This window comes from Komagataeibacter saccharivorans (genome assembly GCF_003207825.1).
GTDB classification, from domain to species: domain Bacteria; phylum Pseudomonadota; class Alphaproteobacteria; order Acetobacterales; family Acetobacteraceae; genus Komagataeibacter; species Komagataeibacter saccharivorans.
This window is the reverse complement of sequence record NZ_NKTY01000006.1, coordinates 1-17122: the sequence shown is the minus strand read 5'-3', so window position 1 is coordinate 17122 and position 17122 is coordinate 1. Positions and strand designations below refer to the sequence as shown.

General features: G+C 58.5%; 15 protein-coding genes. 8 read left to right on the top strand and 7 right to left on the bottom strand.

Annotated features, from left to right (window positions below):
• Nucleotides 1–251 precede the first annotated feature (251 nt).
• Nucleotides 252–2681: a TonB-dependent receptor plug domain-containing protein gene (locus CFR79_RS05465; protein ID WP_102324801.1), complete on the bottom strand. Its 2430-nt coding sequence runs from the start codon at nt 2679–2681 to the stop codon at nt 252–254.
• Nucleotides 2682–3075: 394 nt separating this feature from the next.
• On the opposite strand from CFR79_RS05465, the gene CFR79_RS05460 reads away from it, so the two are divergent.
• Nucleotides 3076–4014 carry a LysR substrate-binding domain-containing protein gene (locus CFR79_RS05460; RefSeq protein ID WP_181417363.1) on the top strand — a complete coding sequence of 313 codons (939 nt, stop codon included), beginning with the start codon at nt 3076–3078 and terminating at the stop codon, nt 4012–4014.
• A gap of 4 nt (nt 4015–4018) precedes the next feature.
• On the opposite strand, the gene CFR79_RS05455 is transcribed toward CFR79_RS05460, so the two are convergent.
• The gene (locus tag CFR79_RS05455; protein WP_110547169.1) at nt 4019–5524 is read right to left on the bottom strand and encodes an aspartate ammonia-lyase; all 1506 of its coding nucleotides are present in this window, start codon (nt 5522–5524) and stop codon (nt 4019–4021) included.
• Between the two features lie 251 nt (nt 5525–5775).
• On the opposite strand from CFR79_RS05455, the gene CFR79_RS05450 reads away from it, so the two are divergent.
• The gene (locus CFR79_RS05450; RefSeq protein WP_110547168.1) at nt 5776–6978 is read left to right on the top strand and encodes a pyridoxal phosphate-dependent aminotransferase; all 1203 of its coding nucleotides are present in this window, start codon (nt 5776–5778) and stop codon (nt 6976–6978) included.
• Between the two features lie 203 nt (nt 6979–7181).
• On the opposite strand, the gene CFR79_RS05445 is transcribed toward CFR79_RS05450, so the two are convergent.
• From CFR79_RS05445 to CFR79_RS05430, 4 genes are read right to left on the bottom strand one after another with little or no spacing between them, the layout of a single operon-like run.
• Nucleotides 7182–7643 carry an acetyl-CoA carboxylase biotin carboxyl carrier protein gene (locus CFR79_RS05445; protein ID WP_110547167.1) on the bottom strand — a complete coding sequence of 154 codons (462 nt, stop codon included), beginning with the start codon at nt 7641–7643 and terminating at the stop codon, nt 7182–7184.
• Nucleotides 7640–9007: an acetyl-CoA carboxylase biotin carboxylase subunit gene (gene accC, locus CFR79_RS05440; protein ID WP_110547166.1), complete on the bottom strand. Its 1368-nt coding sequence runs from the start codon at nt 9005–9007 to the stop codon at nt 7640–7642. Before accC ends, CFR79_RS05445 begins: the two co-directional genes overlap by 4 nt.
• Nucleotides 9004–9456, bottom strand: a complete 453-nt coding sequence (locus CFR79_RS05435) for an acetyl-CoA carboxylase biotin carboxyl carrier protein (RefSeq protein WP_110547165.1) — start codon at nt 9454–9456, stop codon at nt 9004–9006. Before CFR79_RS05435 ends, accC begins: the two co-directional genes overlap by 4 nt.
• Nucleotides 9457–9461: 5 nt before the next feature.
• Entirely contained in the window at nt 9462–10217 is a 756-nt protein-coding gene (locus tag CFR79_RS05430) for an SDR family oxidoreductase (protein WP_102324405.1), read from the bottom strand.
• A 404-nt stretch (nt 10218–10621) separates the two neighbouring features.
• Between CFR79_RS05430 and pxpB the strand changes: the two genes are divergently transcribed.
• The 6 genes from pxpB to CFR79_RS05400 all read left to right on the top strand — a co-directional run bounded on the left by pxpB (nt 10622) and on the right by CFR79_RS05400 (nt 16794).
• On the top strand, nt 10622–11254 hold the full coding sequence (gene pxpB / locus CFR79_RS05425; RefSeq protein WP_110547256.1) for a 5-oxoprolinase subunit PxpB: 633 nt from the start codon (nt 10622–10624) through the stop codon (nt 11252–11254).
• Nucleotides 11251–12261 carry a 5-oxoprolinase subunit C family protein gene (locus CFR79_RS05420; protein ID WP_110547164.1) on the top strand — a complete coding sequence of 337 codons (1011 nt, stop codon included), beginning with the start codon at nt 11251–11253 and terminating at the stop codon, nt 12259–12261. The genes pxpB and CFR79_RS05420 overlap by 4 nt, the downstream gene beginning before the upstream one ends.
• Nucleotides 12258–13025 (top strand): LamB/YcsF family protein, encoded by a 768-nt coding sequence (locus tag CFR79_RS05415; RefSeq protein ID WP_102324407.1) that lies wholly within the window; start codon nt 12258–12260, stop codon nt 13023–13025. Before CFR79_RS05420 ends, CFR79_RS05415 begins: the two co-directional genes overlap by 4 nt.
• Nucleotides 13026–13196: 171 nt before the next feature.
• Nucleotides 13197–14045 (top strand): DMT family transporter, encoded by an 849-nt coding sequence (locus CFR79_RS05410; protein ID WP_258373427.1) that lies wholly within the window; start codon nt 13197–13199, stop codon nt 14043–14045.
• 50 nt (nt 14046–14095) lie between these two features.
• Entirely contained in the window at nt 14096–15310 is a 1215-nt protein-coding gene (locus tag CFR79_RS05405) for an IS256 family transposase (protein WP_110547163.1), read from the top strand.
• 305 nt (nt 15311–15615) lie between these two features.
• Nucleotides 15616–16794, top strand: coding sequence for an MFS transporter (locus CFR79_RS05400; RefSeq protein WP_110547255.1), 1179 nt, complete (start codon nt 15616–15618; stop codon nt 16792–16794).
• A 68-nt stretch (nt 16795–16862) separates the two neighbouring features.
• Here the strand turns inward: CFR79_RS05400 and CFR79_RS05395 are convergent.
• Nucleotides 16863–17122, bottom strand: a 260-nt coding sequence (locus CFR79_RS05395) for a transposase (RefSeq protein WP_146220115.1), incomplete at its 5' end; no start/stop codon positions are given.

Genomic DNA, 17122 nt, shown 5'->3' with positions numbered 1-17122 from the left:
GCGTGGTCCCCGGCATCGGATACTGATTTCAGCATGCCGGTCCATCCTATCAGCATCGGGAATAGTTACCGAAATAATCGAAAGGGTGCAAAGCCATCCATATCGCAGGCAGGCCATAAAATATGAAATCCCCGTACCATGAAAAATGGCTACGGGGACTACAGGCGGCCTGTCAGTCTATCGGCGTCATACCGACATTCTGGCCCTCCAGCCCGGACGCATGCAATCGCAAGGCCGGAGGGGAATGTTGTTTAGAAATCCAGAGATGTCTTGACGTAATACATCCCGCCACTGAAGCCATAAGGCGAATAGGAAGGATATTTGGTCAGCCCCTGCTGGGTGTTGGAAATGGTCCTGGAGACACGGGTCGGGTATTTATTGCCCAGATTGTTTGCCCCAACACCGATGGTCCATTTGGGCATGACCTTGTAGTCAACTTCCAGATTGGTGATGAAGGCCGGGTTCTGTTCAAACGGCACCCCACCCGGACCGGTCGGCGCGGCCATGTAAATGATGGAACCATACCGCATTTCCTGTGCGAATACCGACCATTTACCGTACTGCCAGTTAATGCTGATCTGTTCGCGGTTCTTGGGCGCTGAATGCAGTACCATTTCCTTGGTATATTCATTCACCAGGTTATTCTTGGCAGACCGGATCTCGTTATCCGAGAAGTTGATCCCCATGGCGAACCGGAATTTACCATAACGGCTTGTGCGCAGCGTATAATCGGCGTTCAGGTCGCCGCCGAATGTCTGCGTGTTATACAGGTTGGCGTAATAGGAAAGGGATGTCGCGCTTTCCAGATTGGCGGCCTTCAGCAGGTTCATCAGGGTCGTGTCGTTTGTATTGACACTGTAGGACTGGGTGCTGCCAAGCCGGTCGTTGATGGCGATGTAATACAGGTTACCCGTGATATGGAAATCATCAACCGGCGTCGCATCGACACCGATCGTGTAGCTGCGGGAATACTCGCCCTTCATGTTACCGGAACCCAGATATTTGGCGATCGCACTGTTCGCCGGAACCTGATCGACCGTATATCCCGGATAAGGCGCAGAATAGAAATAGGACATTTCGCCAAGCGTGGGCGGACGGTAACCGGTATTGATATTCGCCCGGATGGCCCAGCGTTTGTTGAAGTTGTACCGCGTGCCTACCGATCCCGTTTCAACAGTCGCCAGGTTGTTGTAGCTGGCGACACGACCGCCCAGTGTCCATTCCCACTTCTTGGTTACGTAGAAGTCGAGATTGGCAAAACCTTCGTACACATCACGGTTCTGATTGGTTACGGCCATCGGCACGTTACCCGGATGGTCGGTAGCGCCCAGCCCTTCCCATGACGCGGTTTCACCCTGCGTCATCTGGAATGTATCGTGACGGTATTCAGCGCCAAATTTCAGGTTGATGTCCCTGGGTAGCAGGCCCGTCCTGAAGGAACGCGACCCGCGCAGACCCGTTGTCAGTTCCGACGAAATGGACGAACCATCATAGAAGGAAGTCTGGGTGCTGCCCGGCAGCGAGACGTTTTCAGAATCCTTCGTGCCATACTGCTGCGCATCACGGCCGTAGGTGACATAGGCGTCCCACGCAAAACCGAACTTGCGGGTGCGGATGCCATTGTCCGTCTCGAAGTCGTACTGATCCATGGTGATGTAGGGCTGGTCGCCATTCGGATACAGGGATGTATTGATCCAGCTATCCGTATCGGCCGCGCTACGATAGGTTTCGGGCACATTGGCGCGACGGTGCGAGAAGGTGGACGTGCTGTAGACACTGAACCCGTGACCCAGCGGCACGGACATGTTCTCACTCAGGGTCTCAAGCGTGGACTTGGGAATACCCAGCCCGCGCTGGACGTTGCGGTTTGCGGTTTCGTTACGGGAATCACTGAACAGGGTGCCGTAGAAATCCCCGCCGCGCGTCGTCGGCAACTGATGGGTCACCTGCGCTGCCAGATCCAGATAGCCGCCCTTGTGCCCAAGCGCCATGGCGTAGTTGGCGGAACCGTCCAGCCCCTGTCCGTCGCCCGCGTAATAGCCGCTGTTTTTGAAATTGATGCTGCCACCATGCGTATCGCGCTTCAGCACGATGTTGACGGCGCCCGCAATCGCATCCTGCCCATACAGCGCCGAAGCCCCTTCCGTAATGACTTCGATATGGTCGATCGCGGTAATGGGGATAAGCGAGATGTCGGCAGGTTCACTGCCCCAGTTGGTGCCGGAGTTGGAATTGAAGTTGGCCCCGATATGGCGGCGATGGCCGTTGATCAGGATCAGGGTGTCATCAGGCGACTGGCCACGCAACTGCATTGTCTGCACAAAGGAACTTGCGCCACCACCGGGCAGGGCTGCGGTTGTGATAGCGGGATTGGCCTGCGCCAGCGCGGACAGCACATTGCTCTGACCGGTTTTCAGAAGTTCCGCACCCGTTACAACCGTCACCTGCGTCGTGCTGTGACGCGCCGTGCCGGGGGAGAACACGGAGTTGGTCGAATGGCCGCCGACATGGATGATTTCCGGATTGGCCGAAGCGCGCACCGACGACGTGACGGTATGGGACGGGGACGGCTGTACCTTCTTTTTGGCATCCGTCCTGTAGTGCTTTTCAGGTGCAGCGGAAGGTGCGGTAGCGGCCTCGCCGATGGCTGGTACGAATGTGCCCAAAGCCACCCCAGCCACCAAATATAACTTCCGTTTTGACAGGCCTACCATTGCATCCCCCCTGAATACCGCCGGACGTTCCGTAACGACTATGTGCAAGGATATGATGCGTGTCCGTTATGATTTGGCGTCATATGGATTCTTAATATCTTGCCTTCCCATACGCCGCGCAATTGTTCGAACAAGACTATATAATTGAAAATATGTGTCTTTTTTATTTCATATATTTTTTCGTTCTGGAATCGAAAGAATCTGCCGGAAATCTGCCCTCCGTGCCGGGCGGCGACTAACCACCGGGAATGATGTTAAATTTTCGAAACGTAGGAGCATACCCCGTTCAGTTCGTTGACTGATCGAATAAATATGCCTATTATCAATGTGATAAAGCCACTTACGTATAATGGAGTTCCAGTTGGATATACGGCGACTGCAGGCTTTTGTGAAAATAATCGATCTGGGCAGCATTTCACGCGCTGCGGACCTGCTGAACATCGCCCAGCCTGCGCTGAGCCAGCAACTGGCAACGCTTGAGAATGTTTTCAAGCAGAAGCTGGTCATCCGAAGCAAAAGCGGTGTTACGCCGACAACAGCAGGCTCGGAACTCTACCGTCATGCACAGACACTAACCAAGCAGTTCGATCGCGCCATGGTCGAAATCAGTCAGGGCGCCGGGCCACTTGTGGGCAAGGTATCGGTCGGGCTGTCCCCCTACAGCGCAGGATCGACACTGTCTGTCGAACTGCTGCGGCTGGTGCGCGAACGGCTGCCGAACATTACGCTGCATCTGACCGAAAGTTTTGATGATATATACAGCGAACTGATCATGACGGGCCGCCTGGACATGGCCGTCATCCACGGTGCGGGACCGATCAAGGGCGTGGTCTTCACCCCCCTGATGAAGGAGGAGTTCTTCCTCCTCGCACCGCAGGCACTGGAATTTCCGCAAGATGAAACAGGCGCGGTGCAACTGGCCGATATTGCCGACATCCCCCTGCTGCTGCCGCCCAAACATAACTTCGTACGCAAAAGCGTCGATATGGCCTTCATGCGCAAGCAGCTTGAACCGCGGATTGTCGCGGAAATAGAGGCGCTGATTACCCTGCAGGGCGCCATTATCGAAGGCATCGGCAGCACCATCCTGCCATGGTCGGTCGCAAGCCGCATTGTCGTGCCCGAAAAGTCCCGCATCTATCCGCTGCGCAACCCCGTCATACAGGAAGATGTATCGCTGTGCATTCCCGAAATCATTCCTGAAACGGAAGCATCGGTCGCGGTGCGGGAACTGCTGATCGATCTGGCCAAAACGATGGCTGCGTCCCGGAACTGGCCGGGCACGCAGGCATCGACATGATGGGCTAGCCTGCTTCCCTGCCGATGTTGGGCCGTGTCAGCGCATCAGGCCGCAGGAGTTCGGCCAGCCTGTCGGAAGATAGCAGGTTTTCCTCAATAATAAGGTCCGTAACCTTCCGGTTTTCGACAAGGGCACGCCTGGCGACTGCCGAGCAGGTATCATATCCCAGCACGGGGACGAGGGCTGTAATAATGCCGATATTCAGTTCGGACAGATACTGACACCGGCTGCCATCTGCCGAAATCCCGCTGACGCACCGTGTCGTCAGGGTATCGACAGCCGCACGCAGGATTTTCAGGGACGAAAACAGGCAGTAGCCGATCATCGGCTCAAACGGATTAAGCTGCAGCTGCCCGCCATCCGCGCACATGGTGATGGTCAGGTCATGCCCGGCGACAAGATAGGCTACCTGATTGACGGCCTCCGGTATGACCGGATTGACCTTGCCCGGCATGATGGAAGAACCCGCCTGTACCGGCGGCAAAACAATTTCGCCCAGTCCTGCCCGCGGCCCGCTGGACAGCAGGCGCAGATCGCTGGCGATTTTGGAAAGTTTCAGGGCCAGCCGTTTCAAGACACCGGAAAACAGGACAAAAGCCCCGACATCGGATGTCGCCTCGATCAGGTCCGGCGCACTGACCATTGGTCGCCCACTCAACCCGCGCAGTTCCGCCATGACGGCATGCGCGTAACGGGGATCAGTGTTCAGCCCCGTTCCGATGGCTGTGCCGCCCAGATTGACCTGCTCAAACGCAGTGGCATGCTGCTTCAGGCTCCTGATTTCCGTCTGTATCGTGGTACGGAACGCATGGAATTCCTGCCCCAATGTCATGGGAACCGCATCGCGCAACTGCGTGCGCCCGACCTTGAGTATCTCACTGAAAGCCTGCGCTTTAGCGTCAAAAGCGTTTTCCAGCCGTGCGAGTGAAGCCAGCAATGGCTCCACTGCCAGCAGCATCCCCAGCCTGAGCGCGGTCGGATACACATCGTTGGTGGACTGCGCCATGTTCACATGGTCATTGGGGTGAATGAGCGCGTATGTGCCCGGCTTTTCCCCCATCAACCCAAGAGCTACGTTCGCTATCACCTCGTTGGCGTTCATGTTGGTGGATGTGCCTGCCCCACCCTGCATGGCATCCACCACAAACTGATCGCAGTAACGGGTGTCACGCAGGATCGCGTTGCAGGCGGCATCAATGGCGTTTGCCCGCCCGGCATCCAGATAGCCCAGCGTATGGTTGGCGCGCGCTGCTGCCTGCTTGACCGTAACCAGCCCCTGAACCAGTTCGCCAAACGTCCCGATGGGCGTACCGCTTATGGGAAAATTCTCCAGCGCGCGCATGGTATGAATGCCCCACAACGCACCGGCCGGGATCTCGGCTGCGCCAAGCAGGTCGCGTTCAATGCGGCTGGCGGGACGCGCGCCCCCTACCCCGACCGGCGCTGTCTTCACTTCCGTTGGGGAAGGAAGATCGGCAGGGTTCGCCGTATCAGGAAGCATATCGGTCATTTCAGTCTATCCGGGGCTAAAATAATGCCAGAACGATACTGGCTGACGTAACGGAATGGCACCATCGGCATGGTTGTGCGCCACTCTCCTTCGTCCCGGAAGCCTATGGTGGCCGATGCACCGTGACCCCATAGGATTGTTATATGGGGCCAGACAATTTTCGGCGGTATCTAATGGCAGTCGAAACGATTTACGGTGTGTCCCAATATACACGCCTGCCTTCTTACATATGCTGATTGGAGAGATGGTTAATGCCCGGCTTTGCAGATCGACTGAATGGAATAGGGATTTCGGCCTCTGCCGCCATGACGGACAAGGCCACCGCCCTTAAGGCGGAGGGGCTGAAAATTGTCAGCCTGTCGTCGGGGGAGCCGGATTTCCCGACCCCGACCCATGTAGTGGACGCCGCCATTGCGGCGGCGCGTGGTGGCGATACCAAATACCCGCCGCAGGATGGCAAGCCAGCCCTGAAACGGGCTGTTCAGGGCAAATTCCAGCGCGAAAATCATCTTGATTACGCACTGGATGAAATTCTGGTGGCCAATGGCGCGAAGCAGATCATTTATGACGCGATGATGGCGACCATCAATCCGGGCGATGAGGTGGTGCTGCCCACCCCTTACTGGATCAGCTATGCCGATATCGCCCGTCTGGGCGGGGCCAGTATCGTGCAGGTACCCTGCCTTGCCGCCAATAACTTCAAGCTGTCGGCAGCGGATCTGGATGCAGCCATCACGCCCAGGACCAAGTGGCTGGTGCTGAACTTCCCCAGCAACCCGACCGGGGCCTGCTGCCCGCGCAAGGACATGGAAGAAATTGCCGCCGTTCTGCTCAAGCACCCCCATGTCTGGATCCTGACGGACGATATTTACGAACATCTCATCTACGATGACTTCCAGTTCTGCACGCTGGCCGAAGTTGAACCACGCCTGAAGGACCGTGTGCTGACGGTCAACGGCGTTTCCAAAAGCTATGCCATGACCGGCTGGCGCGTCGGTTTCTGCGGTGGGCCGCGCAACCTGATCGCAGCCATGAACAACATGCAGGGTCAGTCCACCAGCGGCATCAACACCATTGCGCAGGCGGCCGCCGTCGCAGCCCTTGAAGGCCCGCAGGATTTCCTCAAGGAGCGTGCGGCAGAATATCAGGCACGCCGTGATCTTGTTGTCAGCCTGCTTAACGCCATTCCCGGCATCCAGTGCCACACCCCGCAGGGTGCGTTCTACGTCTATCCGGACATCAGCGCATGCATCGGCAAGACCTCCGCCGAAGGGCGCCATATCGGTAACGATACCGACTTTGTCATGGCGCTGCTGGAAGAACAGCAGGTGGCGTCGGTTCAGGGTGCCGCATACGGCATGAGCCCCTTCTTCCGCATCTCCTATGCAACAGATACCGCAACGCTGCGCGAAGGCTGCCGCCGGATCGCCGCGTTCGTATCGGGCCTGAAGTAAGAAGGCATTCAAAATAGCCTGTCGCCGCCTTTTTTTCGAAAGGGCAGCGACAGAACTTCCTTTTTATTCCAGAAGTTTTCCTGATCGGTGTCGCCCAAACACCGATCAGGAAAACAGAAAGCCGGGGCCACCATCATGGCAGCCCCGGCTTTTCTTTATCTGCTTCCAGACACAGGGCGAGAAAGCCCTGCACCGGTCTGTCTTTAACTGGGGCGGATTGTCATGATTTCCGCGCCATAGCCCAGCAATGCACCGGGCGTGGCCACAATTTCCACAACCTCGCCATCAACGGGCGCCCTGACGGGAACCTGCAGGGTATCCAGTGTCAGCAGGGCAACAACATCATCCCGCCTTACCATGCTCCCCACCGGGGCGAAGGCTCCGTCACCCATCGGACGGTCAAGACAGAGGTGGCCAAAATACGGTGCGCTGACCGCGACCGTGCCCACTTCTGCTACGGGTTCGGCAGGGCAGGCAGGAACGGATGAAATTTCAGCAGTGTCGGCGGCAGCCTGCGCTACCCTGATACGCAGCCTTGTTCCCGTATCATTGGACAGTTCCAGGGATTCCAGACCGGCCTCGGACAGCCACGTCGCAATCTGGCTGATTTCTTCGGGTTCCGGAAGAGTATTGAAGTCAGAAAGCAGTTCTGACGGATTGCTCATGATGCCGTCCTTTCCGCAAGCCACCGTTCAAGGTAGTGAATATCCACCCCGCCTTCGTGAAAATGTGGATCGGCCAGCAGATCCTGATGCAGGGCGATATTGGTCGATACGCCTTCCACCCGCATTTCCGCCAGCGCCACCCGCAGCCGCGCAATGGCCTCGTCACGCGATCCACCATGGCTTATGACCTTGCCAATCAGCGAGTCATAATAAGGCGGCACCGTATAGCCGCTGACAACATGCGTATCGACCCGCACACCGGGACCACCGGGCAGATCCCAGCGCGTAATGGTGCCGGGCGACGGGATGAAGGTGAACGGGTCCTCGGCATTCAGCCTGCATTCGATGGCGTGGCCACGCTGCTGGATATCTTCCTGCCGGATCGCCAGCGCTTCGCCCTGCGCGATGCGGAGTTGGGCCGCCACGATATCGATACCCGTCGTCTCCTCCGTAATCGGGTGTTCGACCTGCACGCGGGTATTCATTTCGATAAACGCAAAAACGCCATCTTCATACAGGAACTCGAACGTACCGGCCCCACGATAACCGATCCGGCGGCATGCCTGGGCACAGCGTTCGCCAATTTCAGCAATGACATCGGGTGCTATGCCCGGCGGGGGCGCTTCTTCCAGCACCTTCTGGTGACGGCGCTGAAGCGAACAGTCACGCGCACCCAGCCAGAGCGCCGTCCCGTGCGTGTCGCACAGGACCTGTATCTCGATATGGCGCGGCTTCTGCATGAAGCGCTCCAGATACAGGGTCGGGTTGCCAAATGCCTGCTGGGCTTCCTTGGCCGTCAGCGTGACCGCCTGGGTCAGGTCGGCAGCATCCGTCACAACGCGCATGCCGCGCCCACCGCCACCGCCCGAAGCCTTGACGATGACCGGGAACCCGACATCACGCGCGACCGCGTGTACTTCCTCCATGGAAGCAGGCAGCGGTCCATCAGAACCCGGCACGCATGGCACACCGGCATCACGCATGGCGCGCTTGGCCGTGATCTTGTCGCCCATCATCCGTATGGATGCGCCGGTCGGACCAATGAAGGTCAGGCCAGCCGCTTCGACGGCATCGGCAAAATCGGCATTTTCCGACAGGAAGCCGTAACCGGGATGAATGGCCGTGGCCCCCGTCATCCGCGCGGCCAGCAGAAGCCCGTCGGGGTCAAGATAGCTGCGCGCGGCAGATGCGGGACCAATGCACAGGGCGATATCAGCCTCACGCACATGGCGGCTTTCCGCATCGGCATCCGAATGGACCGCGACCGTTTCAAGCCCGAGCTGGCGGCATGCACGCTGAATACGAAGGGCGATTTCGCCACGATTGGCGATCAGGACCCGTTTGAAACGCGGAGTATCATTCATGCCAGACGAAACAGGGGGGTCCCTGCCTCCACTTCCGTACCGTCTTCGACAAGGATCGCGGCAATCTGGCCGGCCTGTGTCGATTTGACCGCGTTGAACACCTTCATGGCCTCCACCAGTCCGACTTCCTGACCGGGTTTCACCTCCTGCCCCACCGTTACATAAGGCGGTGCGCCCGGTGCGGGGGAGAGGTGAAGAACACCGTAGGACGGCGCAGCAATCACCCGCTCCTGCACCGGTTCGGGCATGGGTGCGGACTGTGGGCGGGGTGATGCGCCCGCGCCTGCGTCCACCGGTCGTGTTGCGGGTGCGCGGACGGCGGCAGCCGTTACCGGCTGCGCCGCACCACGGGTAATGCGGATTTTCCGCCCCCCCTCCTCGGCTTCAAGCTCCGCGATGGGGGCATGGGCCAGAAGGTCTATCAGGCGCTTGATCTGGGCGATGTCCACAGACGTTACGCCGGGTCTGCCGACTTCTTGGCAAAGTTCAGGCCACCCACGACCTGCATGGTCGGCAGCACTTCCATGAAGCTCACATTCATGCGCTGCGGGGCGAGAACGGCAAAGGCCACGGAATTGGCGATATCTTCCGGCAGCAGGGATTCATATTCATCGAAGAAACGCTTCTTCGCTTCTTCCATATTACCGATCAGGCGACCAAAGACTTCGGTTTCCACGCGGGCGGGCGAAACCTCGGTCACACGCACATGACGCCCATACAGGTCGCAGCGCAACTGCTGCGACAGCGAATGCACGCCCGCCTTGGTGGCATGATAGACGGTGTTCCCCCCAGCGAAGGCATAATGACCGGCAATCGAGCTGATATTGACAATATGCCCGCGATCACGCGCGATCATGCCCGGCACGACCAGACGGGTCAGTTGCAGGACGGCACGCAGGTTCACATCCACCAGCGCGTCAATGTCATCAACCGTGGTATTGGTGATGTTACCCGTGCGCGACTGTCCGGCATTGTTTACCAGAACATCGACCTCGATCTCGTTCATCAGGGCTTCGATACCGGCCACATCGGATACGCTGAGGGCATGAGGAATGCAGCCGGTCTCTTCCGCCAGCTGCGCCAGCCGCTTCGCGTCACGCGCGAGGGCATGCACCTCGATCCCGGCTTCGCTCAGCCGCCGGACGATTGCGGCACCAATACCAGAGGATGCGCCTGTGACGAGAGCGGTACGATACGGCTGATTGCTCATGGTAATGAAACCCGATCCTGCAACAGTGAAAAAAAATACGGCCCGACCCATACTGAAAAAATCGGGCGCTGAGTATTATTTCACGGTAGCGGAGGCACAATTCAGGTGCCAAGAGCAGTTCGTTCTTACGCCATAACATAATACGATACCAGCGATTACCGCCTTGACCTATAAGATTATCCGATAGCCTCACAGCCATAATTGGTCTGGATATCGTTACTGAAACGACCATACTTCGGCACAGGCCCCGGATGCCGCGAATCCTTTATCGTTACGGTTGTGGTCTTAACGCCCGGTCGTACCTTCCCAAGGTGTGAGCAGCACTGTTCCAAGGACTGTGTATTTTGAACACGGATTTAACGCGCGAAACCAAGCGCAGTGCAGGCATTGCCCCCACCATCAGCATGATCGGCACGCGCGCCATGCTGTTCGAAGCCCCCGGCGAATTCACCATGGCGCAGCAGCGCCGGATATGGGCGCTGATGGAAGCGGCACAAGCCCGGCCAGACGTGCAGGAACTGATCCCCGGCGTCACCAACCTCATGCTGGTGTTTTCCCAGCCGCCGGAACAGCCACAGGCGGTGGCCGACTGGCTGCGCCATGCGTGGGAAACATTGCCCGAACGCCATATTGAAGGCCGCCTGTTTGAAATCGGCGTCCGCTATGGCGGCGCGCTGGGGGAAGATCTGGCTGCCGTAGCAGCCCATGCCGGCCTATCCGCGCAGGACGTGATTTCCATCCATCACGGTAGCGAATACACGGTATGCGCCATCGGCAGCGCGCCCGGTTTTGGCTATCTGCATGGGCTGGACCCACGCATTGCCACGCCGCGCAAGGCCGTGCCATCGCTCAGGATGCTGGCCGGGACGGTTACCATTGGCGGCGCGCAGGCAGGCATTTCCGCGCTGACGGGGCCGAATGGCTGGAATTCCATCGGCTATACCGAAATCTGCCAGTTCGATCCGCACCGCACGCCCCCTGCCCTGTTCGCGATCGGCGATCGCATCCGCTTTTATCCGGAAAGCATAGAACTGTGATTACGATCCTTGAAACATCAGCACTGAACACGGTGCAGGATCTGGGCCGACCGGGCTACCGCAACCTTGGCGTTGGTTCATCCGGGGTCATGGACCCCGTGGCGCTGCAGGTCGGCAATATCCTGCTGGCAAACCAGCCCGGCGATGCCTGTATTGAACTTCAGACCTATCCGTTCGTCCTGCGGTTCGAAACCGCCACCAGCTTTACCGTCACGGGTATTGACGCGGATATCACACTGGATGGCCGCCCCGTCCTGCCATGGTCCGTTGAAACGGCGGCAGCGGGTCAGGTCGTGCGGGTTGGACCGCCCCGAAAAGGCGCGCGCGGTTATGTCTGCGTTGCCGGCGGGATTGACGTGCCCGTGGTGCTGGGATCACGCAGCACCCAGCTACGGGGCGGATTTGGCGGGATGGACGGTCGGCCGCTTGAAGCGGGCGATACGCTCACGATCGCAGCCGATAGTACTCTCGTATCCGGGTATGGTGCCTGTCCTCCCTCCGCCATTATGGATGATTTAGGGGACAGTTCCGACGGGCGCGTCATCAACCTGCGCGCCATTCCCGCCACCGATTATGCCCTTTTCACACCCGAATCCCATGAACGGCTGTGGACGGCCGAGTGGCGCATCACGCCACAGAGCAATCGCGTCGGATACCGCCTGAGCGGTGAGGCGCTGCGGTTGCACCACCCGATCGAACTGCGTTCATACGGTATTGTTCCCGGCATCGTGCAGGTTCCGCCTGCGGGCGAACCCATTGTGCAGCTTGCCGATGCCAATACGGCGGGTGGGTATCCCCGTATCGCCACGGTCATCGAAGCAGACCTGTGGCGACTGGGGCAGGCGCGCATCGGCGCACGCATCCGCTTCCATGAGTGCAGCCATCAGCAGGGCGTAGCCGCCATGGATCCGATCCGGTCCTATCTGGATAACCTGCGCATGATGGTGACCCACTATCGCAAATCCGCCCAGCGCCGCAATGGCGCCAAGTCCGGAGACAAGGCATGAAGATCGATCTCAATTCCGATATGGGCGAAGGCTTCGGGCGCTGGCGCATAGCTGATGATGACGGCCTGATGGATACCGTCACATCGGCAAACATCGCCTGCGGCTTTCATGCGGGTGACTATGCGATAATGGATCGCACCGTGCGGCTTGCGAAGGAAAAAGGGGTTGGCATCGGCGCCCATCCCGGACTGCCGGACCTGATCGGATTTGGACGACGGGCAATGGCCGTATCCGATGCGGATATGGAAGCCATGATGACCTACCAGATCGGGGCGCTACAGGGCATTGCCGCGCGCCACGGCCATCGCGTGACTCATGTCAGCTACCATGCCGCTTTTGGCAACATGGCCAATGCGGATGAAGGTCTGGCATTGCGGCTCACACGCGCCATCGCGGCGCTGGATCGGGATCTGACCGTCTTTTGCATGTCCGGCCAACTGACCGAACGCGCGGCGGAAAAGGCCGGGTTACGCGCCCAGACGCTGTTTCTGGCCGATCGTGCCTATACCACAGCAGGCACGCTGGTCCCCCGCGGCCAGCCCGGCGCCGTCATTCACGACCTTGATGCAGTCCGCGCCCGCGTGCGCCAGTTTCTGGAAGATGCATCCGTCACGACCATTGACGGGGCACGCCTGCCGGTGAAGGCGCAGTCCATTCTGGTGCATAGCGACACGCCCGGCTCCCTGGAACTTGCGCGCGCGATCCGGGCGGAAATCGAAGCCAGTGGCGGCGTCATGACCCCGGCGCACCAGATCAGGGACTGATCCCGGCCTCCACCCATAAGAATTCCTTATTACGACGAAACAAACTGCTATGACCCGGAATGCGCATGCTGCGTTACGTTAACGTAACATGAAAAGAAAAAGGGCTGTTGCGACTATTGATCCTGCATGCGGCGCATCCGCGACCATGTCGTGCATCGAGGTACGAATAAAATGAAGCATGACCTGAAACGCGGTGCGTTACTTCTTGCATCGGCGACTTTTTTTACAGCCGCCCTCAATGCCCTGCAGAAGCTGACGGGATCAGACCTGCCAGCCCTTGAAATCATCTTCTTCCGCAATCTGTTTTCGCTGCCGTTTGTCCTCATGATAGCAGCGCGCACCACGATAGTACTGAAAACCCATCACTTCGGCGGTCATCTGCTACGCTCCGTGGTGGGACTTATCAGCATGATCATGGTGGTGGTCACCGTAACGCGGCTGCCGCTGGCGGAACAGCAGGTGCTTTCCTATACGCAACCCCTGTTTCTGGTCCTGCTGTCCATTCCGCTGCTGCACGAAAGACCGTCACTACAGCGCTGGATTGCGGTTTCAATCGGGTTTTCGGGCGTTATTGTCGTAGCCCTTGGCAAGGGGCTGCTGCATGGCAGCGCAACATCCGTGCCCAACTGGGCCTATGCCGTGGCCCTGGCCCAGGGCGCGGTGGGCGCATTGACGACCATGCAGATCCGGCAGCTTTCCGCAACGGAGGCCAGCACCACGATCGCCCTGTGGCAGGCAATCCTGATGACGGCCATGACCGCACTTCCCCTGCCCTTCATCTGGACGACACCATCGCTGACCGCTGCCGCATGTCTTGTCGCCGTCGGAGCCTTTGCTGGCATTGCGCAGGTGTTGCAGACGGAAGCCTTTGCCTCCGCTCAGGTGTCGGCCATCGGTCCCTTTGCCTATTCGGGCCTGCTCTGGGCCGCACTGATCGGATGGTTCGGGTTTGGTGAGGTGCCGGGCGCTGCCATGGTGCTGGGTGGACTGCTGATCATCGGGTCAGGTGAGAGTGTCTGATCTTCTGTGTATGAATGATCTGGTTCATGCTTGACCGAAAGGAAGCATGAATGACCATCTCGATGGAACTGCTGGACGAATTGCTGACGGGCGTGGAGCGTCCTGAAGACCTGCTTGGAGACGCCGGGCTGCTGAAGGAGCTGAAAATTCGGCTCATGGAGCGTATGCTGGGTGGGGAGCTGACCGCGCATCTGGGCTATGAGGAAGGCAAGGCTGCCCCGCCGGGCCAGTCGAACCGGCGGAATGGCTCCACGACCAAGGTGCTGAAGGGCCAGGACGGCGCATTTCCAATGACGGTGCCGCGCGACCGCGACAGCAGCTTCGAGCCGGAGCTTGTAAAGAAGGGCCAGACCCGGATCGACGGGATCGACGACAAGATCATCGGTCTCTATGCCGCTGGTCTGACTGTCCGGGACATCCAGACCCATCTGCTTGATCTTTATGGCCTGAAGGTCTCTCCCGACCTGATCAGCCGCGTCACCGATGCCGTTCTGGACGAGGTCCGGGAATGGCAAGGCCGGGCGCTGGATCGGATGTATCCCATCGTGATCTTCGATGCCCTTCGGGTAAAGATCCGCGATGCTGACAGCCGGACTGTTAAAAACAAGGCCGTTTACGTTGCCCTCGGTGTCACCCGCGAGGGGGTGCGCGAGGTTCTGGGGCTCTGGATCGCCGAGAATGAGGGGGCCAAATTCTGGCTTTCGGTGATGAACGAGTTGAAGAACCGGGGTATCCAGGACATCCTGATCACGGTCGTGGACGGGCTGAAAGGCTTCCCCGAGGCCATCGCCGCCGCCTTTCCCGAGGCAATGGTTCAGACCTGCATTGTCCACCTGGTCCGCCACAGCCTGAACTTCTGCTCATGGAAGGACCGCAAGGCCGTGGCTGCCGACCTGCGCCGGATCTACGGGGCCGCGACCGCTGACATGGCGGCGGCCGAGCTTGATGAATTCGAGGAGAAATGGGCCGAGAAATACGCTTCGATCGCCCCGGCATGGCGCCGGGCATGGGCCGAGGTGATCCCGTTTTTTGCCTTCGATCCGGCGATCCGCAAGATCATATATACCACGAACGCCATCGAGAGCCTGAACCGGGTCATCCGCAAATCGATCAGGACGCGCGGTTCGTTCCCCACCGACGATGCCGCAACGAAACTGATCTACCTGGCGATCCGCAGCTTCGAGAAAGATGGCCGCAATGTTCGGGAATGGTTTGCAGCCCGCAACCAGTTCGCCATAATGTTCGGCGAGCGCTTCGCCGCTTGAGTATCTGAAAACGCATGGGCCAGGCCAGATACACAGACTTCAGGACACTCCCGGTCAGGTGTCTGGATGCTCCGTCATGACCGCCCCGCAAAACGCCCCGCCGTGGTTGCCGGAACGATGGACACGGCTTCGGGCACGCAACCGTAACGGCACACAGGCCTGCACCATGACTGGTCGCCTTTTTTCTTGAATCCACGGTACTTCTTCAGGAGTCCTACAGCGTGACAACAGGTGAATCCGCCATCGGCACACGAAGCAGGCATACCATTCCTTCCCGCTATGTGTTCTTCTTCCTCGTGTTCCTCATGTATGTCATTAGCTATGGTGACCGTGCAGCGCTTTCCATTGCGCTGCCGACAATGGGAAAAGAGTTTTCACTGACACCCGTGCAGATGGGCTGGGTTTCATCCAGTTTCCTGTGGTCGTATTTCCTGCTCAACCTACCTTCAACCATTGTGCTGGACATGGTGGGTGGCCGCCTTGTCGGCAGCCTTGCGGTAGGGCTGTGGTCATTTGCCATGCTGCTGGGCGGCATGGTGCAGAACATTTCCCAGTTCCTGCTGACCCGCGTCCTTCTGGGCGTGGGTGAGGCTCCGACCTTCGGTGTCGGGGCTACGGTCGTCCGTAACTGGGCACTGCCAAAGGAACGTGGCTCCGTCATGACCGTGCTGCTGACGGGAATGCAACTGGGCCTTGCAGGCGGTACGATTGCCGGGGCCTACCTCATTACCCTGTTCGGCTGGCGTTTCGAATTCATGGCCCTTGGCTGCATCGGCATCCTGTGGGCCATTGTATGGTGGCTGGTTTATCGCAACCCAACAGAAAAAACCGTTACAGCACGCAGAGCGCCGGTCTCGATCCCGGAAATAAGAAGCCTGTTCCGGTCATCTTCGTTCCTCGGCATACTTGCCGTGCAGTGCACCCAGAATTATCTCAACTTTCTGGTCATGTCATGGATGCCGCTCTATCTCATTCATGAACTGCACATCGATACGACCGGAACCGGCACACGGACCGCTTTATGCTATCTTGTCGCTGCATTCGGCGCGGTCATCATTGGCCGGATATTTGAACATGTTGTTTTCCGCCGTGGCATCTACCCGCCGCGCAGGCGTTATATTGTCGCGACCTGCCTTGCCGGGGCCGCGACAATCGGACTGCTGCCCCATTTCCATACCATGGCCCCGATCCTTGTCGTGCTTTCCGTCTCTCTGGCCTGCCTGATTGCGGCTAATGGCGCCAATACAGCACTACTGACGGATCTGGTGGAAGATGGACAGAAAATCGGCACGATAACGGGTGTCACGCTCACATGCAGCAACTCCCTCGGATTACTTGCCCCCATTCTAACCGGATACATCGTATTCTATACCGGCAGCTTCGACATGGCCTGGTACATGTGTGCGGCAGCACTGGTCTGTGCGGCACTGCTGTCCGTTCTTCTTGTCCGTTCCCCCATAAAGATGGATCGGCGTGGCGGCTGATCCGTTTCATCCTGTCCTGCAACAGGCAGATCCCAAACATTTCCTCCTTAGATGTTTACGGCGTGTCGTCAGTTAAGCAGGATGATGATTGAGGCGAACTGCACGGCTGCAAGGAAGGTCGATTTCAGTTTATCGTAGCGGGTTGCGATAGCGCGAAACTGCTTGAGTTTATTGAAGAACCTCTCAACAAGGTTCCGTTCGCGGTAGAGAGAAAAATCAGTTTTCCGTCGTGTCGTTCTGTTGCGTTTTGGCGGGATGACCGGGGTAATCCCGCGCTGTATCAGCCGATCGATCAACCTGTCCGCGTCATACGCCCTGTCAGCAAGGA

Bases quoted from the DNA above. Each gene is read 5' to 3' on its own strand.
- CFR79_RS05455 (WP_110547169.1), bottom strand. From the start codon at position 5,524: ATGACCGATATGCTTCCTGATACGGCGAACCCTGCCGATCTTCCTTCC.
- CFR79_RS05450 (WP_110547168.1), top strand. From the start codon at position 5,776: ATGCCCGGCTTTGCAGATCGACTGAATGGAATAGGGATTTCGGCCTCT.
- CFR79_RS05445 (WP_110547167.1), bottom strand. From the start codon at position 7,643: ATGAGCAATCCGTCAGAACTGCTTTCTGACTTCAATACTCTTCCGGAA.
- accC (WP_110547166.1), bottom strand. From the start codon at position 9,007: ATGAATGATACTCCGCGTTTCAAACGGGTCCTGATCGCCAATCGTGGC.
- CFR79_RS05430 (WP_102324405.1), bottom strand. From the start codon at position 10,217: ATGAGCAATCAGCCGTATCGTACCGCTCTCGTCACAGGCGCATCCTCT.
- pxpB (WP_110547256.1), top strand. From the start codon at position 10,622: ATGATCGGCACGCGCGCCATGCTGTTCGAAGCCCCCGGCGAATTCACC.
- CFR79_RS05415 (WP_102324407.1), top strand. From the start codon at position 12,258: ATGAAGATCGATCTCAATTCCGATATGGGCGAAGGCTTCGGGCGCTGG.
- CFR79_RS05410 (WP_258373427.1), top strand. From the start codon at position 13,197: ATGAAGCATGACCTGAAACGCGGTGCGTTACTTCTTGCATCGGCGACT.
- CFR79_RS05405 (WP_110547163.1), top strand. From the start codon at position 14,096: ATGACCATCTCGATGGAACTGCTGGACGAATTGCTGACGGGCGTGGAG.
- CFR79_RS05400 (WP_110547255.1), top strand. From the start codon at position 15,616: ATGTATGTCATTAGCTATGGTGACCGTGCAGCGCTTTCCATTGCGCTG.